Source organism: Streptomyces iconiensis, assembly GCF_028657195.3.
In the GTDB taxonomy this organism is placed as follows: Bacteria; Actinomycetota; Actinomycetes; order Streptomycetales; family Streptomycetaceae; genus Streptomyces; species Streptomyces iconiensis.
In genome coordinates this window covers 1-16,252 of sequence record NZ_JANCPR020000090.1, presented here as the reverse complement: position 1 = coordinate 16,252, position 16,252 = coordinate 1, and the positions used below count along the sequence as shown (strand labels likewise).

Annotated in this window: 13 protein-coding genes; 11 read left to right on the top strand and 2 right to left on the bottom strand. The window is 70.7% G+C overall.

What is annotated here, in order from left to right; translation table 11 throughout:
* From NMN56_RS42205 to NMN56_RS42160, 10 genes are all read left to right on the top strand, one after another.
* Window positions 1-942, top strand: a 942-nt coding sequence (locus NMN56_RS42205) for an N-acetylneuraminate synthase family protein (protein ID WP_283742568.1), incomplete at its 5' end; no start/stop codon positions are given.
* Between the two features lie 26 nt (window positions 943-968).
* A complete protein-coding gene (locus tag NMN56_RS42200; protein WP_283742567.1) occupies window positions 969-2,288 on the top strand; it encodes a hypothetical protein in 1,320 nt (439 codons plus the stop codon).
* 118 nt (window positions 2,289-2,406) lie between these two features.
* The gene (locus tag NMN56_RS42195) at window positions 2,407-3,657 is read left to right on the top strand and encodes an amidohydrolase (RefSeq protein ID WP_274047200.1); all 1,251 of its coding nucleotides are present in this window, start codon (window positions 2,407-2,409) and stop codon (window positions 3,655-3,657) included.
* 233 nt (window positions 3,658-3,890) lie between these two features.
* Complete coding sequence (locus NMN56_RS42190) at window positions 3,891-4,922, top strand: BMP family lipoprotein (protein ID WP_274047199.1); 1,032 nt, start codon at window positions 3,891-3,893, stop codon at window positions 4,920-4,922.
* Between the two features lie 229 nt (window positions 4,923-5,151).
* On the top strand, window positions 5,152-6,861 hold the full coding sequence (locus NMN56_RS42185) for an ABC transporter ATP-binding protein (protein ID WP_430542850.1): 1,710 nt from the start codon (window positions 5,152-5,154) through the stop codon (window positions 6,859-6,861).
* Window positions 6,858-7,985, top strand: a complete 1,128-nt coding sequence (locus NMN56_RS42180; protein WP_274047198.1) for an ABC transporter permease — start codon at window positions 6,858-6,860, stop codon at window positions 7,983-7,985. Before NMN56_RS42185 ends, NMN56_RS42180 begins: the two co-directional genes overlap by 4 nt.
* Window positions 7,982-9,349 (top strand): ABC transporter permease, encoded by a 1,368-nt coding sequence (locus NMN56_RS42175; RefSeq protein WP_274047197.1) that lies wholly within the window; start codon window positions 7,982-7,984, stop codon window positions 9,347-9,349. Before NMN56_RS42180 ends, NMN56_RS42175 begins: the two co-directional genes overlap by 4 nt.
* Window positions 9,350-9,354: 5 nt before the next feature.
* Entirely contained in the window at window positions 9,355-9,750 is a 396-nt protein-coding gene (locus NMN56_RS42170) for a cytidine deaminase (RefSeq protein ID WP_274047196.1), read from the top strand.
* A gap of 128 nt (window positions 9,751-9,878) precedes the next feature.
* Window positions 9,879-11,153 carry a thymidine phosphorylase gene (locus NMN56_RS42165; RefSeq protein WP_274047195.1) on the top strand — a complete coding sequence of 425 codons (1,275 nt, stop codon included), beginning with the start codon at window positions 9,879-9,881 and terminating at the stop codon, window positions 11,151-11,153.
* Window positions 11,154-11,252: 99 nt separating this feature from the next.
* Window positions 11,253-11,855 (top strand): Uma2 family endonuclease, encoded by a 603-nt coding sequence (locus NMN56_RS42160; protein ID WP_274047194.1) that lies wholly within the window; start codon window positions 11,253-11,255, stop codon window positions 11,853-11,855.
* 70 nt (window positions 11,856-11,925) lie between these two features.
* Here the strand turns inward: NMN56_RS42160 and NMN56_RS42155 are convergent, their stop codons facing one another.
* Window positions 11,926-13,284 carry a TerD family protein gene (locus NMN56_RS42155; protein ID WP_274047193.1) on the bottom strand — a complete coding sequence of 453 codons (1,359 nt, stop codon included), beginning with the start codon at window positions 13,282-13,284 and terminating at the stop codon, window positions 11,926-11,928.
* Window positions 13,285-13,405: 121 nt separating this feature from the next.
* Entirely contained in the window at window positions 13,406-14,749 is a 1,344-nt protein-coding gene (locus NMN56_RS42150; RefSeq protein ID WP_274047192.1) for an MFS transporter, read from the bottom strand.
* Window positions 14,750-14,841: 92 nt separating this feature from the next.
* Between NMN56_RS42150 and NMN56_RS42145 the strand changes: the two genes are divergently transcribed.
* Window positions 14,842-15,957 (top strand): LysR family transcriptional regulator, encoded by a 1,116-nt coding sequence (locus NMN56_RS42145; RefSeq protein WP_274047191.1) that lies wholly within the window; start codon window positions 14,842-14,844, stop codon window positions 15,955-15,957.
* Window positions 15,958-16,252: the final 295 nt, after the last annotated feature.

Genomic DNA, 16,252 nt, shown 5'->3' with positions numbered 1-16,252 from the left:
GCCCACAGCACCCCCCACAGCACCCCCCGCCTCCGCGCACTGGGCAACAGGACGGCGGGCCCCGGCAACCCCGTCTACGTCACCGGCGAGATCGGCATCAACCACAACGGCGACCTCGACAACGCGTTCGCCCTCATCGACGCAGCGGCCGAGGCGGGCTGTGACGCCGTGAAGTTCCAGAAGCGCACCCCGGAGATCTGCACCCCGCGTGACCAGTGGGACGTCGAACGGGACACTCCCTGGGGCCGCATGACGTACATCGACTACCGCCACCGCGTCGAGTTCGACGAGAACGACTACCGCGCGATCGGCGAGCGCTGCGCCCAGCGCGGCATCGACTGGTTCGCCTCTCCGTGGGACGTGGAGTCCGTCGCGTTCCTGGAGAAGTTCGACGTGCCCGCGCACAAGGTGGCCTCGGCATCGCTCACGGACGACGAACTGCTCCGCGCCCTCCGCGCCACGGGCCGCACGATCATCCTCTCCACCGGTATGTCCACGCCGAAGCAGATCCGGCACGCGGTGGAGGTGCTGGGCAGCGAGAACATCGTGCTCTGCCACGCCACCTCCACCTACCCCGCCAAGGCGGAGGAGCTGAACCTCCGGATGATCCACACCCTTCAGGAGGAGTTCCCCAACGTCCCGATCGGCTACAGCGGTCACGAGACCGGCCTCCAGACGACCCTCGCCGCCGTCGCGCTCGGCGCCGTCTTCGTCGAGCGGCACATCACCCTGGACCGCGCCATGTGGGGCTCGGACCAGGCGGCATCCGTCGAGCCGCAGGGCCTCCAGCGCCTCGTGCGGGACATCCGCACCATCGAGGAGTCCCTGGGTGACGGCATCAAGAAGGTCTACGAGAGCGAACTCCAGCCCATGCGCAAGCTGCGCCGCGTCAAGGGCGTGGTCGCTGAGGGCGCGGAGTCCCGTGAGCCGGTCGCGGTCTGAGCCGGCTGAAGGGAGCGTGTACGCACATGTCCCGTAGACGCTCCACCCACGGGGCGGCGCACGGCCACACCGCACCGGGGCCGCCCCGAACCGACCCCCCACAGAACCCCGCCCACGAGGCGGAGCCCACCCACGAGGCGGAGCCCACCCACGAGGCGGAGCCCACCCACCCAGGGAACCCCACCCCGCAAACCACCCCCACCCCCAACCCCACCCCCAAAACGGACCCCAACCCCACCCCCAACCCCCAAGACGGAGCCCTGGCCCTGGTGGAGAGCCCTGTCCAGCTGCTCAACGTGCTGGAGTGGGCGCACAACCACCCCGCGCCCGCCACCAGCACCCCGCTCACACTGGTGGTGCTGCCGCCGCACGACCCCATGACGCGGGGCCAGTTGCGCCGCATGGCGGAGCTGGCGCGCGACGAGGGGATCACCGTGCGCTGGCAGGAGGCGCGCGGGGCGGCGGGGCAGGGCAGGGGCGGTGGGTCGGCGACGCTCACCACGGTGCTGGCCCTGGCGCGAACGCTGCGCCGCGCACGCACCCTCGTCATCGGTGACCCCTTCTCGCGGTATGTGCAGCTCCTGCTGGCGCTGACTCCGGCGCGTGCCGAGCGGCGGATCACGGTGGTGGACGACGGGACGGCGACGATGGAGTTCGTCGCCCAACTGGCGCGCGGCGAGCGCTTCGTACGCTGGCACCGGCGAGGGGCGGGAGGGCTACGGGGCGTCCTTTTTGCGCCTTTTTCACGGCGGGCGCGCCGTCGTCTCACTCCACGGGACGGACGGCTGGTCGAGGTGTTCAGCTCGATGCCGGTGGAGCCGCCTGCCGGGGTGACGGTGACGGCGAACGAGTTCGCGTGGACGCGTGCCAGGTTCGGGCCGCCACGGCTTACGCGGGGTGCTGACCTGGTGGGAACGTCTCTCGTCGAGACCGGTGTCGTGGACACCGAGCGCTATCTTGAGGCCGTCGCCTCGCTGGCCGGGACCTACGGCGCGACGCGCTATTTCGCGCACCGCAGGGAGAGCAGCGAGAAGCTTCAGCGGGTGAGCGCGGCGACGGGGTTGGAGATCGTCCGGCCCGATCTGCCTCTCGAACTGGTCGCGCGGCGCGGCCCCGTGGGTCGCACGATCCTCAGCTTCCCCTCGACCGTTGTGCACACGCTGCCTCTCGCGCTGGCCGGTACGGCGGTGACGGTGGCCGTGTGCGAGGTGGATCCGGAGTGGCTCACGCGGACGGCTTCGCCCCGTGCGCAGGGCTTTCTCGCCGGGGTCACGGGCACGGCCCGGGGGGTGCGGAGGCTTCCCTCGGTCTCTCCGGCACCGGGCCCTGGTGCGGCGGGCGCATAGTTATACCCAACGTCATCCGGACATAACCGCCGCCCAGGCTAGATTTTCTTCCCCTGTGGGGCTGAACTTTGGTGGATCTCTAGTCAGTTGCCGAGGATGTGCGCCTAGTCTTCGGACCATGAACGAACTCCTGTCCCCTGCACCGGAGGTAGACGCACGCGGAGCCGCAGGCGTACTCCCCGAGCTGCCCGGCCGCATGACCGAGCCCCTACGGCGCGAGATGACCGCCTTCCGCCGCGATCTCCATATGCACCCCGAGCTGGGGAACCAGGAGTTCCGCACGACCGGAGTGCTCAAGGCCAGACTTGAGCGTGCCGGGCTGCGCCCCCGGGTGCTGTCCCTGGGCACGGGCCTGGTCTGCGACATCCACCCCGGGCTCACCGAGTCGCCCGGGGACAGGCGCCCCATGCTGGCACTGCGCGCCGACATCGACGCGCTGCCGATCCCGGACACCAAGGACGTCCCGTACCGCTCGACGGTCCCCGACCGGGCGCACGCCTGCGGGCACGACGTGCACACCGCGGCCGTGCTGGGTGCCGGACTCGTGCTGGCCGAGCTGGCGCGCAAGGGTGAGCTGGCGCGCCCGGTGCGGCTGCTCTTCCAGCCCGCCGAAGAGGTGCTGCCCGGCGGCGCGGCCGATGTCGTGGAGTGCGGGGCGCTGGACGGCGTCGCCTCGATCGTGGCCGTGCACTGCGACCCGCGCGTGGACGCGGGCCGTATCGGGCTGCGTGCCGGGCCCATCACCTCGGCCTGCGACCGGCTTGAGGTGGCTCTCGTCGGCTCCGGCGGGCACACGGCACGCCCGCATCTGACGACGGACCTGGTCACAGCGGCGGCGAAGCTCGCGACCGAGGTGCCGGCGCTCCTGTCGCGCCGCGTGGACGCCCGCGCGGGGCTGGGGGTGACGTGGGGCCGTATCGAGGCGGGGCACGCGTGCAACGTGATCCCGCAGCGTGCCGAACTCTCCGGCACCCTGCGCTGCCTGGACCTGGACACCTGGCGTGAGGCCCCCGACCTGGTGCACGCGGCCGTCGACGAGGTGGCGGGGCTGTACCGCGCGAAGTGCGAGCTGAACTACGTACGCGGGGTGCCCCCGGTCGTCAACGAGCCTGCCGTGACCGCGCTGTTGCGCGAGGCGATGACCGCGCGTGCTGGTGCTGCGTCGGTGGAGAGCACCGAACAGAGCCTGGGCGGCGAGGACTTCTCCTGGTACCTGGAGCATGTGCCGGGCGCGATGGCCCGCCTCGGGGTACGTCCGCCGGGCGACCCGCGCAGCCGCGATCTGCACCAGGGCGACTTCGACGCGGACGAGTCGGCCATCGCCACCGGCGTCGAACTCTTCACCGCCATGGCCCTCTTGGGCGTCTGACCCCACCCGGCACGGGGGGCTACGCGCGGCCCCGGGCCCCCGCCGCCGGGCCGACGGCTCCGAGCCCCCTCCGCGAGGATCCGGTGACGCCGACCGCAACGAACCGGTGACGCCGATCGCGACGATCCGATAACGTCGCGCGCACCTTCTTCTGCGGGAAATCTACGCGCGTTAATGTGTGCCGGAAGCCAGCGCCGTAAGAGGCGCTTCCAAGACTCGAAGGGGACGTCCTCTTGCGTCGGGTAACAAAGCTCGCTGCCGCGGTCACCGCTACCGCGGCCCTCGCAGTGACTGCCACCGCGTGCGGTGAGAGCTCAACTGAGTCCGGTGGGAAGAAGAACAAGGGCGTCGGGCTTGCCTTCGACGTCGGCGGCCGAGACGACCACTCCTTCAACGAGGCCGCCGCCGCCGGCACCGACAAGGCCGAGAAGAAGCTGGGCGTCAAGACCAAGGAGATGACGGCCGGGAACAACGAGACCGAGGCCACCCGCGAGCAGCGCCTCACCTCGCTGGCCAAGGCGGGCTACAACCCGGTGATCGGCGTCGGCTTCAACTACGGCAAGTCCATCAACAAGATAGCCAAGGACTTCCCCGACACCACCTTCGGCGTGGTCGACTCGGGCTCGGCGGCCAAGAACGTCTCCGGTATGACGTTCGCCGAGCACGAGGCGTCCTACCTGGTCGGCGTCGCGGCGGCCAAGAAGACCAAGTCGAAGAAGGTCTCCTTCATCGGCGGCGTGGACAACGCGCTCATCCAGAAGTTCGAGGCCGGCTACGTCAAGGGCGTCAAGGACACCGACCCCAAGATCAAGGTCGAGACCGACTACCTCTACAAGGAGTCGGACAAGGGCTTCAACGACCCCGCGCGCGCCAAGGACATGGCCAAGGGCATGCTCTCGCGCGGCAACGACGTGATCTACTCGGCCGCCGGTCAGTCGGGCGCCGGGTCGATCGAGGAGGTCAGCAAGGTCAAGGGCTCCTGGGCGATCGGTGTCGACTCCGACCAGTACCGCCAGAAGGGCCTGGAGAAGTACCGGGACGCGATCCTCACCTCAGCGGTCAAGAACGTGGACGTCGCCGTCTACGAGCTGATCAAGAGCGTGAAGGACGGCAAGCCGCTGACGGGCAACCAGACCTTCTCCCTCAAGGAGCAGGGCGTGTCCGTCTCCACGTCCGGTGGCTTCATCGACGACATCCAGTCCGACCTCGACAAGGTGTCCAAGGACATCACCGCGGGCAAGATCAAGGTGCCTTCGAAGCCGTGACCTGACCGCCGAGCCGTGACCCATGGGCCGCGCGTACGCACTCCGGCTGCCGCCGCCGTGCGTACGGCCCCGGGCCCGGCCCCGGTCCGGCTCCACTCCTCTTCCTCACCTTCACACTGCACACCTCCACACCCGTACAACTGACCCGCCCGGCCCCGCAGTTCGGCCGGCCGGGCTCCGGCGCCGTGGTTGCTCGCCGTCGCGGCGGGATGATGACTCGCTCGCGACGGTGCACCCAGCGGCAACGAGGGAGCGCGTCATCAAACCGTCCAGCGAGAACAGCAGTCGGCCACCGGACCCCGGCAGCGCGTCCGGTGTCGCCGTCGAACTCCGGGGCATCACCAAGCGGTTCCCCGGCGTCGTCGCCAACCGCGACATCGACTTCACCGTGCGCCAGGGCACCGTGCACGCCCTCGTCGGCGAGAACGGCGCGGGCAAGTCGACCCTGATGAAGATCCTCTACGGCATGCAGCGCCCCGACGAGGGCACCATCAGCATCGGCGGCGAACAGGTCACCCTGCACAGCCCGGCCGACGCCATCGCGCGCGGCATCGGCATGGTGCACCAGCACTTCAAGCTGGCCGACAACCTCACCGTGCTGGAGAACACCGTTCTGGGCGCGGAGAAGCTGCACGGCATCGGGGCCAGGGCGCGCAGGCGGATCGGCGAACTGTCCGACGCCTACCAGCTCGGCATACGCCCCGACCTGCTCGTCGAGGAGCTGGGAGTCGCCGACCGGCAGCGCGTGGAGATCCTCAAGGCCCTCTACCGCGGCGCCCGTACGCTCATCCTGGACGAGCCGACGGCCGTGCTCGTTCCGCAGGAGGTCGACGCGCTCTTCGCCAACCTGCGCGAACTGAAGGCCGAGGGCCTGACCGTGCTGTTCATCTCGCACAAGCTGGGCGAGGTGCTGTCCGTCGCCGACGCGATCACCGTCGTACGGCGCGGCACCACCGTGGCGTCCGTACGGCCGGAGGAGACCACGTCCCAGCAGCTCGCCGAGCTGATGGTCGGCAGCGAACTGCCCTCGGCCGAGACCCGCGATTCGACCGTCACCGACGTACCCATGCTGACCGTCGACGGGCTGCACCTGTCGGCCACCGACACCGACGGCGTCGTACGGGACGTGCTCGACGGAATCTCGTTCACCATCCACAAGGGTGAGGTCCTGGGCGTCGCCGGTGTCGAGGGCAACGGGCAGGCCGAACTGGTCGAGGCGGTCATGGGCATGGTCGACCCCGACGGCGGCGCCGTCACCCTCGACGGCGAGGACCTCTCGCACGCGCCGACCCGCAGGCGTCGCGAGAGTGGTATCGGTTACATCCCCGAGGACAGGCACCGGCACGGGCTGCTGCTGGAGGCCCCGCTGTGGGAGAACCGCATCCTCGGGCACGCCACGGAGGAACCCAACACACGGGGCAGGTTCCTGGGCGTACCCGGCTTTCCTGAGCTGCTGGCGCTGCGGGACGCGCGTACGGACACCGAGCGCATCGTCTCCGACTACGACGTGCGCACGCCCGGCATCGAGGTGACGGCCGCGAGCCTGTCGGGCGGCAACCAGCAGAAGTTCATCGTCGGCCGCGAGATGAGCCACCACCCCAAGCTGCTCATCGCCGCGCACCCCACACGGGGTGTGGACGTGGGCGCGCAGGCGCAGATCTGGGACCAGATCCGCGAGGCACGGCGTGAGGGGCTCGCCGTGCTGCTGATCTCGGCCGACCTGGACGAGCTGATCGGCCTGTCGGACACCCTGCGCGTCATGTACCGGGGCCGGCTCGTCGCGGACGCCGACCCGGCGACCGTCACCCCCGAGGAACTGGGCTCGGCCATGACAGGAGCGGCGACGGGCCACCTGGAGAGCGACGAGCCGCCCGCGAGCGCTGAGCCGCCCGCGAGCGACGACGCGCGCCCGGAGAACGGAACAGGGGGCGCCAAGTGAGCCGCTTCAGAAGCAAGTTCGACGGGTACAAGCTCCTCCTGGCCCTCGCGGCACCGGCGCTGGCGCTGATCGCCGCCTTCCTGCTCTCCTCGCTGGTGATCGCGGCAACGGGCAAGGACCCGCTGCACGCCTTCGCCGTGATGATCGACTTCGGTTCGAAGAGCGACAGCCAGGTCTGGATCATCAACAAGGCGATCCCGTACTACCTTTCGGCGGCGGCCGTCGCGATCGGCTTCCGCATGAACCTGTTCAACATCGGCGTGGACGGGCAGTACCGTGTCGCCGCGTTCTTCGCCGCCGTCGTCGGCGGAGCGCTCTCGCTGCCCGGCATCCTCCAGATCCCCGTGATCATCATCGTGGCGATGGCGGTCGGCGCGATCTGGGCGGGCATCGCCGGGGTACTGAAGACGACCCGGGGCGTCAGCGAGGTCATCACCACGATCATGCTGAACTCCATCGCGGGCTCGCTGATCGGCTACTTCCTCTCCGAGGACCGCCTCGCCGTCAAGGACGGCAACCTCTTCCACACCCCCAACATCCCTGCCGCAGGCCACTTCTTCACCATCCCCACGGACCCGAAACCGATCTATGGCACCGTGCTCATCGCCGTCGTCATCGGCCTGGCCTACTGGTTCGTACTGGGCCGCACCCGCTTCGGCTTCGACCTGCGCGCCGTAGGCCGCAGCGAGTCGGCCGCCTCGGCCAGCGGTGTCAGCGTCAAGCGGATGGTCGTCACCAGCATGCTGCTCTCCGGCGCCGTCGCCGGACTCGTGGGCATGCCGACGCTCCTCAACGAGTCCTACAACTACGGCACCGACTTCCCCGCCGGTGTCGGCTTCACCGGCATCGCCATCGCGCTGCTCGGCCGTAACCACCCCATCGGCATGGCCCTGGCCGCCCTGCTGTGGGGCTTCCTCGAACGCACCGGCATCCAGCTGGAGTTCGAGGAGTACGCACAGGAAGTCGTCGGCGTGATGCAGGGCGTCATCGTCCTCTCCGTCGTCATCGCCTACGAGATCGTGCGCCGCTACGGGCTGCGCATGCAGCAGCGCAAGGTCGGCGAGGAACTCAGCGCGCGGGCCCGCACCGACGCCAACGACGACACGGCGGAGGTGTCCGCGTGAGCACCAACCTGATAACCGCGCTCCGCCGAGGCGGAGATGACGGCAACGGCAACGGCAACGGCAAGGGCAACGGGAACGGCCGCGGCAACGGGAACGGGAAGGGCGGCTCCAAGGGGCGGCCCAAGCTCACCTACCCCGTCGTCCTGCTGCTGATCGCCGCCGCACTCCTCCTCTTCTCGCTGCTGCGCGTCGTCACCGGCTCCCAACAGCTCACCGACAGCGGCCAGTTCTCCTCGGCGCTCGGCGCTGCCGTGCCGATCGGCCTCGCCGGTCTGGGCGGTCTGTGGGCCGAACGCGCGGGCGTCATCAACATCGGCCTCGAAGGCATGATGATGCTCGGCGCCTTCGCCGCCGGCTGGGCGGGCTGGCAGTACGGGCCCTGGGCCGCCGCACTCGCCGGACTGATCGGCGGCGCGCTCGGCGGCCTCCTGCACGCGGTGGCCACCGTCACCTTCGGCGTCGACCACATCGTCTCCGGCGTCGCGATCAACATCCTCGCGCTCGGCCTCGTCCGCTACCTCGCGAAGATCTGGTTCGGAGCGCAGGGCAGCGAGGCGGCACAGGCGGGCGGCAACGACAAGCAGTCGCCGCCCATGGAGGACATGCCCACGTTCACCGTTCCCGGGCTGGCCGACGGGCTCACGTCGATCGAGAACCACCACTGGTTCCTCGTCTCCGACCTCGCCGGCATCCTCGGCTCGCTCTTCCATGAGGTCTCCTGGCTGACCCTGCTGACCGTCGTGCTGTTCGTCGGCAGTTTCTTCGTGCTGTGGCGCTCCTCGTTCGGGCTGCGCCTGCGCTCGTGCGGCGAGAGCCCGTCGGCGGCCGAGTCCCTCGGCGTGAACGTCTACAAGTACAAGTACGCCGCGCTGCTCGTCTCCGGCGCACTCGCGGGACTCGGCGGCGCCTTCCTCGCGATCACCGTCCACATCTACCAGGACCAGCAGACCGGCGGACGCGGCTACATCGGCCTCGCCACCATGATCTTCGGCAACTGGCGCCCCGGCGGAGTCGCCATGGGCGCGGGCCTGTTCGGCTTCATGGACGCGCTGCGGCTGCGCGGCGGCGGGCAGGCGGTCCACTCGCTGCTGCTGCTGATCGCCGTGCTGCTCGTCGTGCTCGCGGTGTGGAAGCTGCGCTCCGGGATCCGCGCCTCCCAGCGCGTCGCCCGTGTCCAGGCTCTGATCAGCGCCATCATCGCCGTACTGCTGGTGGTCTGGTACCTGACGACCGACACCGTGGCGCTGGAGTTCGTCGAGATGACGCCCTACGTCACCACGCTGCTGGTCCTCTCGCTCGCCGCGCAACGTCTGCGCGCTCCCAGAGCCGTCGGCGACACGTACCGCCGAGGCGAAGGAACGTGACGTAGGTGGCAGCGCGAGAAGTCGACTGGGAAGCCCTGCGTACCCGGGCTCATGAGGCCATGTCCCGTGCCTACGCGCCCTATTCGGGCTTCCCCGTCGGCGCGGCGGCGCTCGTCGACGACGGGCGGGTGATCACCGGCTGCAACATCGAGAACGCCTCGTACGGGCTGACCCTGTGCGCCGAATGCGGCCTGGTCTCCGCGCTGTTCGCGGGCGGAGGCGGCCGGCTCGTCGCCTTCACCTGCGTCGGCGGCGACGGCCGCGTCGTCGCACCCTGCGGACGCTGCCGCCAGCTCCTGTGGGAACACGGCGGCGGCGCCCTGCTCATCGAGGCACCCTCGGGGATCCGCCCGCTGGCCGAACTCCTTCCCGACGCGTTCGGCCCCGAACAACTGGCGTAACCGGGCCCGGCGAGGCAGGCGAGCCCCCGCATAGGACGCAACCCGATCACGGTCCTACGGTCCTGCCGGGCGTACGGCCCTCACGGTCGTACGCCCCCGGACCGCAGAGAGGAACGAGGAGAACACCCATGGACGCCATCTCCGTCATCCGCGCCAAGCGCGACAGCGAAGAGCTGACCGGCGACCAGATCGACTGGATCATCGACGCCTACACCAGGGGAGCCGTCGCCGACGAACAGATGTCGGCCCTCGCCATGGCCGTCTACCTCAACGGCATGAGCCGCGAGGAGATCGCCCGCTGGACGGCGGCGATGATCAACTCGGGCGAGCGCATGGACTTCGGCTCCCTCCCGCGCCCCACCACCGACAAGCACTCGACCGGCGGCGTCGGCGACAAGATCACGCTGCCCCTGGCCCCCCTGGTGGCAGCCTGCGGCGCCGCCGTACCCCAGCTCTCCGGCCGCGGCCTCGGCCACACCGGAGGCACCCTCGACAAGCTGGAGTCCATCCCCGGCTGGCGTGCCTCCCTCACCAACGCCGAGATGATGGCCGTACTGCGCGACCCCGGCGCCGTCATCTGCGCGGCGGGCGAGGGCCTGGCTCCCGCCGACAAGCGCCTCTACGCGCTGCGCGATGTGACCGGAACCGTGGAGTCCCTGCCGCTGATCGCCTCGTCCATCATGTCCAAGAAGATCGCTGAGGGCACCGGCTCGCTCGTCCTCGACGTCAAGACCGGCTCCGGCGCGTTCATGAAGAACGCCGCCGACGCACGCGAACTCGCCGCCACGATGGTCGAGTTGGGCAACGACCACGGCGTACGCACCGTGGCCCTCCTCACTGACATGTCCACCCCGCTGGGCCGCACGGCGGGCAACGCACTGGAAGTCCGCGAATCCGTCGAGGTCCTGGCGGGCGGCGGCCCGGCCGACGTCGTCGAACTGACCCTCGCGCTGGCCCGCGAGATGCTGGCCGGAGCCGGACTCACCGACGCCGACCCGGCCAAGGCCCTCTCCGACGGCTCCGCCATGGACGTCTGGCGCCGCATGATCACCGCCCAGGGCGGCGACCCCGACGCCGCGCTGCCCCGCGCCCGCGAGACCCACACCGTGCAGGCAGCCTCATCCGGCGTGCTCACCCGCCTGGACGCCTACGCCGTCGGCCTCGCCGCCTGGCGCCTGGGCGCCGGCCGCGCCCGCAAGGAGGACCCGGTCCAGGCAGGCGCCGGCGTCGAACTCCACGCCCGCCCCGGCGACCGCGTCCGCGCCGGCGCCCCCCTGCTCACCCTCCACACCGACACCCCCGACGCCTTCCCCCACGCGGAGGAGGCCCTCAAGGACGCCTGCGAGATCGCCCCCTCGGCCTCGTACACGCCCACCCCGCTGATCCTCGACCGCATCGGCTGACCAGCCACTTCCCCGTACGGGTGAACGGGAGCTGTGCACCTGTCGGACCCTCGTTCGGCATGTTGGTGTCGGTGGCCGCACTCATCCGAGGAGACGGCCATGAACACCCCCACCGCCGATGCCACACCGACCAACGGCCGCCCATGGGGCGACCTCACCCGCCTTCGGGAGGAGACGAAGACACCCGAGGGCTGCAAGGTGGAGATCGCTGAGGAACTCATCACCGTGGCCCCGCCGCTCGACAACAACCACAACGTCATCACGCACCGCGTCCAGCGCCTGCTGTACACCGTGATTCCCGACGACTGGGGCATCTTCCAGACGGTGGGCACAGCGGTACCGCCCTGCCACAGCCTGTTCGTCCCCGACCTCGCCGTCGCTCCCGAAGCGGTTCTGGAGTCGGAGCCGGGCAACTACATCCCGGCCGCAGCGGCCGAACTGGTCGTGGAGGTCACCTCCAAGAACAACGCGAACCACGACCGCATCAAGAAGGCCGAGATCTACGCGAAGGCCCGCGTCCCCCTCTACCTCCTCATCGACCGCCACGCCCCCGGCGGCCCGACCACGCCCCTGTACGGCGAGCCGCGCCACGACGTCTACCGGGTCCTCCAGGCCGCCCCCTTCGGAGAACCCCTCCACCTCCCCGCCCCCTTCGACATGGACCTCGACACCAAGGTGTTCCCCGCGAACGACAGGGCGTAGAACGGGGGTTGAGGCACAGGGAGGCGAAGGCGGCAGGCGGCTGCGCACGTGCCGCAGCCGTCGGCTCGGCTCAGCTCTTGCCGGCGCGGTTCCAGGTCATTCCCCAGCCGTACTCCATGTCCACGGCCTGCTGCTTGAGGATGCCGGGTGGCGGCACGATGAACTTCGCCTCCCGCCGGACGGTCAGCTCCCCGCCCGTGTTCTCGATCAGCGCGATCGCGGCGACAGGCGAGGCGACGGTGCACTCGTCCAGGTGCAGTTCGATCGGCGGGCCTGCCGGCGGGTACAGCGTGGCGACCCCGTCCAGTCCCGCGAAGCTCGAAGCCCCGGCGTAGATGACCACGAACACCAGGAGCCGCTTGAGTTCGGCCGTGTGGTCCAGGTTGATCACGAGGTTCTCACCGGCCGCGCTGGAGCCGGTCCTGTCGTCCTGGTCCAGCCGGACGTAGGGCGGCTGCTCGAACGAGCCGAACCGGTTGTTGATGGGGTGCACGATCCCCACGTCCCCGTTCCGCAGCTCCCACAGGCACGAGAGGTCAAGGTCGACGTTCTCCAGCCGGACGGCACCCTTCCCCTTCTTCAGCCAGCCGCGCGCCGGCTTGCGGGCGCTCCACGAGAGATTGACCCGCATGGCCCCCGAGGTGGCGCCCTGCTTGGTCAACGACACCGCAGGCGCAGCCTTCGTCAACGTGATCTTCGACAGGCTCACCGGCGGCGCGGACGGTGCGGGCGGAGCCGCCGGTGCGGACGGCGCGGGCTGCGTCACCGGCTGCTGCGGCGGCGCAGGCGGGGGAGGCGGCGCCTGCTGCGGGACCGGCGCCTGTTGCGGGGGCGGTGCCTGTTGCGGGGGCGGTGCCTGCTGGGGCGGCGTGGCCTGCGGCGGGGCCGGGGTCTCGTCAGGGCCCTCGACGGTGATACCGAAGTCCGTGGCGAGCCCTTCGAGGCCGGAGGAGTACCCCTGGCCCACAGCCCGGAACTTCCACGCGTCGTTCCGCCGGTACAACTCCCCGAGTACGAACGCCGTTTCGGACGTGGCCCCCGTGGCATCGAACCGTGCCGTCTCGGCGCCGCTCACCGCGTCCAGCACCCGCACGAACAGTCCGGGCACCTGCCCGAACGTCCCGTCCGTGGAAGCCGCGACGACCACGGTGGCTATCTCCTGCTCCACGGCGGACAGTTCCACCCCGATGGTCTCGATGAGCCCGCCGCCCGTGCCCTCCTGCCGCTTCCCCTCATGGCGCACCGCGCCACCGCGGTGCACAGGCTGGTTGTAGAACACGAAGTCGTCGTCCGACCGCACCTTGCCGCCCGCCGTCAGCAACAGCGCCGACGCGTCCACATCAGGCGCCTCCGGCCCCCCTTGCCACCCCAACTCCACCCGGACCTTCGTACTCGACACCGGTGCGTTGGCGCCCTTTTGCAACGTCATGCGGTTATCCCTCCGTGGCCGTTCAACCCCCGGAGCCTAGGTCTTCGGCCTCCCCGCACAACACCAACCGCCCCGCACGGTCCGCCCGCCGCACCGCTGCGTGACCGCCCGTACGGCAGGTTCAGACCGCCGTGCCCGCTCCCGTGGTAACAGCGGAGCGGGCCGCGTACGTCGCGTAGGCCGTGATGGCGGCGGCCAGGAGCATCGAGCAGAGGGCGAAGGCGACCATGGCGGTCCAGCCGCCGGTGGCGAAGGCCAGGGCGCCGAGGGCGCCGCCGAGGGACGAGCCGATGTAGTACGCCATCTGGTACAGGGCCGACGCCTGTGCCGTTCCGTGGCTGGCGGTCTGGCTCACGGAGCCGGAGGCCACCGCGTGCCCGGCGAAGAAGCCGGCGGTGATGAGGACGAGGCCGAGCACGATGGCGGCCAGGCTGTCGGCGAGGCTGAGCAGCAGGCCAGCCGAAGCGGTGCCGATACCGAGGTAGAGGGTCCCGCGCCGGCCGAGGCGCGCGTTGAGGCGTCCGGCGGACGACGAGGCGACCGTACCGACGAGGTAGATCACGAAGATCGAGCCGACGAGTCCCTGCGAGAGCCCGAAGGGTTCCGCGACCAGGCGGTAGCCGATGACGGTGTAGACCGCGCCGAAGACGACCATGAAGAGCAGCCCGATCGCGTACAGCCGTACGAGCAGCGGGTTGCGCAGATGCGCCCGTACGGTCCCCGCGACCTCGCGGGGTCGCAGCGACGACGGGGTGAAGTGCCGTGCGGGCGGCACCAGAAGCCGGAACGCGACGGCGCACAGGAGCGAGGTGAGCGCCACGGAGCCGAGCCCGGCACGCCACCCCCATGCCTCCGTGACCCAGCCGGTGAGGATGCGTCCGCTCATGCCGCCGACGCTGTTGCCCGCGACGAACAGGCCGACGGCGCCCACGAGATGCTTCGCACGGACCTCGTCGGAGAGGAACGCCATCGCCGAGGCGGGCACTCCTGCGACGGCGGCACCCTGGAGGGTGCGCAGCGCGATCAGCGTGGAGAGGTCCGGCGCGAACGGGATGACGAGCGCGAGCGCGACGGCGACCGCCAGGGAGACGGTGAGCATGCGCCGCCGTCCGAAGCGTTCGGAGAGCGCGGCCAGCGGCAGCACGGCGACGGCGAGTCCGACGGTCGCGCCGGAGACGGTCCAACTGGCCTGGTCGGGGGCCGCGTGCAGGGAGCGCGAGATCTCGGGCAGCAGCGCCTGCGTGGAGTAGAGCAGCGCGAAGGTCGACAGCCCGGCCGCGAAGAGCGCGAGCCGCATCCGCCCGTGCCCGGGCTCTCCCGGGCTGAGCTTCGTCGCGTCGGGGTCGGCGGCGGTGCCGCCCACGCCCGTGTCGGTCTCGGTCTCCGCGGCTGTGTCCGCGCCGACCGCGGCGGAGGCGCCCTTCCTGGCCGGTCCGGAGGGCGCCTTGGTATCAACAGGAGGCATGCCCCGAACGTACGGCGGCCCTTTTCATCCGTCCAATGCACAGAAGTGCAAGAATCGTTCCCACAGTGCATCACCGCAGCTAGGGGCAGCCCATGTCACCGTCCCGCAACAGGGAAGACATCTCCGTCACACCGAATTCCGCACGCGGGACCGTGCGCGGGGCCGCACACGGTGCACCGCACGAGGCGCCGTCCCTCGCGCTGTCCCTCACCCCACGCCTGGCGCAGTTCGCCGCCGTCGCCCGGCACGAGCACGTCACCCGCGCCGCCCGCGAGCTGGGCGTTCCGCAGTCCTCGCTCAGCCGTGCCCTCACCCGTCTCGAATCGGACCTGGGCGTCGCCCTGTTCGCCCGGCACGGCCGCAACCTGTCACTGACGCCCGCAGGACGTACGTTCCTCGCCTCGGCCGAACGGGCGCTGGCCGCCGTCGAACAGGCGGCCGAGGACGTACGGTCCGACGCCGATCCCGCGACCGGCAAGGTCGCGTTCGGCTTTCTGCACACCCTCGGCTGGGAGACGGTGCCGGGGCTGCTGCGCGCCTTCCGCGCCGACCATCCCCGCGTCCGCTTCTCGCTCGTCCAGAACTACGGTGAGGCCATGCTCGACCGCCTGCGCGCAGGTGAGCTGGACCTGTGCCTGACCTCGCCCATACCCGAGGCGCCCGACCTGGTCGCGCGCCGTCTCGACGAGCAGCGGCTGAGCCTCGTCGTGCCCGACGACCACCGCCTCGCCACCCGTAAACGGGTCCGGCTGGCGGAGGCGGCCGAGGAGTCGTTCGTGACCCTGGAGAAGGGTTACGGCATGCGGCGCAGCCTCGACACGCTGTGCGCCGAGGCCGGATTCAAGCCCCGTATCGCCTTCGAGGGCGAGGAGGCGGAGACGATCCGGGGGCTGGTCGCTGCCGGACTCGGGGTCGCGCTGCTGCCGCCACCCGTCATCCCCCGCCCCGGCGTACGGGAGTTGACGGTCACGGCTCCGCGTGCCGTCCGCGAGATCGGCCTCGCCTGGCTGGCGGGGCACCCCGACTCGCCCCCGGTTGCGGCGTTCAAGAAGTTCCTGCTCGCCCGCAGGGGCCAACTCCTGCGCGCCGAACCGCTCCCCTCCCCGCCCGAATCCCCGGCGAAGTCCGGGTCCGGGCCCGCAGCGAAGCCCGCGTCCACGCCCGCGACGGACGAGGGGCCCGCGACGGACGAGGGACCGCGCCCGTGACGGAACCGGCTTCGGACCGGCTCGCAGCCCCCTTCCGGCCCGCTCCCCGACCTCGCGGAGGGCCTGACCTCCGGCACCGCTCCGGGCCTGGCTCCGGGCTCCGTTCCGGGTTCTGTTCCGGGCTCCGTTCCGGAGTCTTCGTAGAGCCGGGAGCCGCTCCCTGGGAGCATCCTCGGAGAGGTCCCCGGCCCCTCGCGGGGGTGCCAGGACGGACACACGCCCACAGCCGCCCGTACGCAGGCCCGCACCCTCACGGAACCCACAGCCGAGAAACCCCTCCCCCCCCCCCCCCCCC

What these genes read in the sequence shown, in the direction of transcription:
- NMN56_RS42160 (WP_274047194.1), top strand. Translation starts at nt 11,253, where the DNA reads ATGAACACCCCCACCGCCGATGCCACACCGACCAACGGCCGCCCATGG.
- NMN56_RS42155 (WP_274047193.1), bottom strand. Translation starts at nt 13,284, where the DNA reads ATGACGTTGCAAAAGGGCGCCAACGCACCGGTGTCGAGTACGAAGGTC.
- NMN56_RS42165 (WP_274047195.1), top strand. Translation starts at nt 9,879, where the DNA reads ATGGACGCCATCTCCGTCATCCGCGCCAAGCGCGACAGCGAAGAGCTG.
- NMN56_RS42145 (WP_274047191.1), top strand. Translation starts at nt 14,842, where the DNA reads ATGTCACCGTCCCGCAACAGGGAAGACATCTCCGTCACACCGAATTCC.
- NMN56_RS42195 (WP_274047200.1), top strand. Translation starts at nt 2,407, where the DNA reads ATGAACGAACTCCTGTCCCCTGCACCGGAGGTAGACGCACGCGGAGCC.
- NMN56_RS42150 (WP_274047192.1), bottom strand. Translation starts at nt 14,749, where the DNA reads ATGCCTCCTGTTGATACCAAGGCGCCCTCCGGACCGGCCAGGAAGGGC.
- NMN56_RS42200 (WP_283742567.1), top strand. Translation starts at nt 969, where the DNA reads ATGTCCCGTAGACGCTCCACCCACGGGGCGGCGCACGGCCACACCGCA.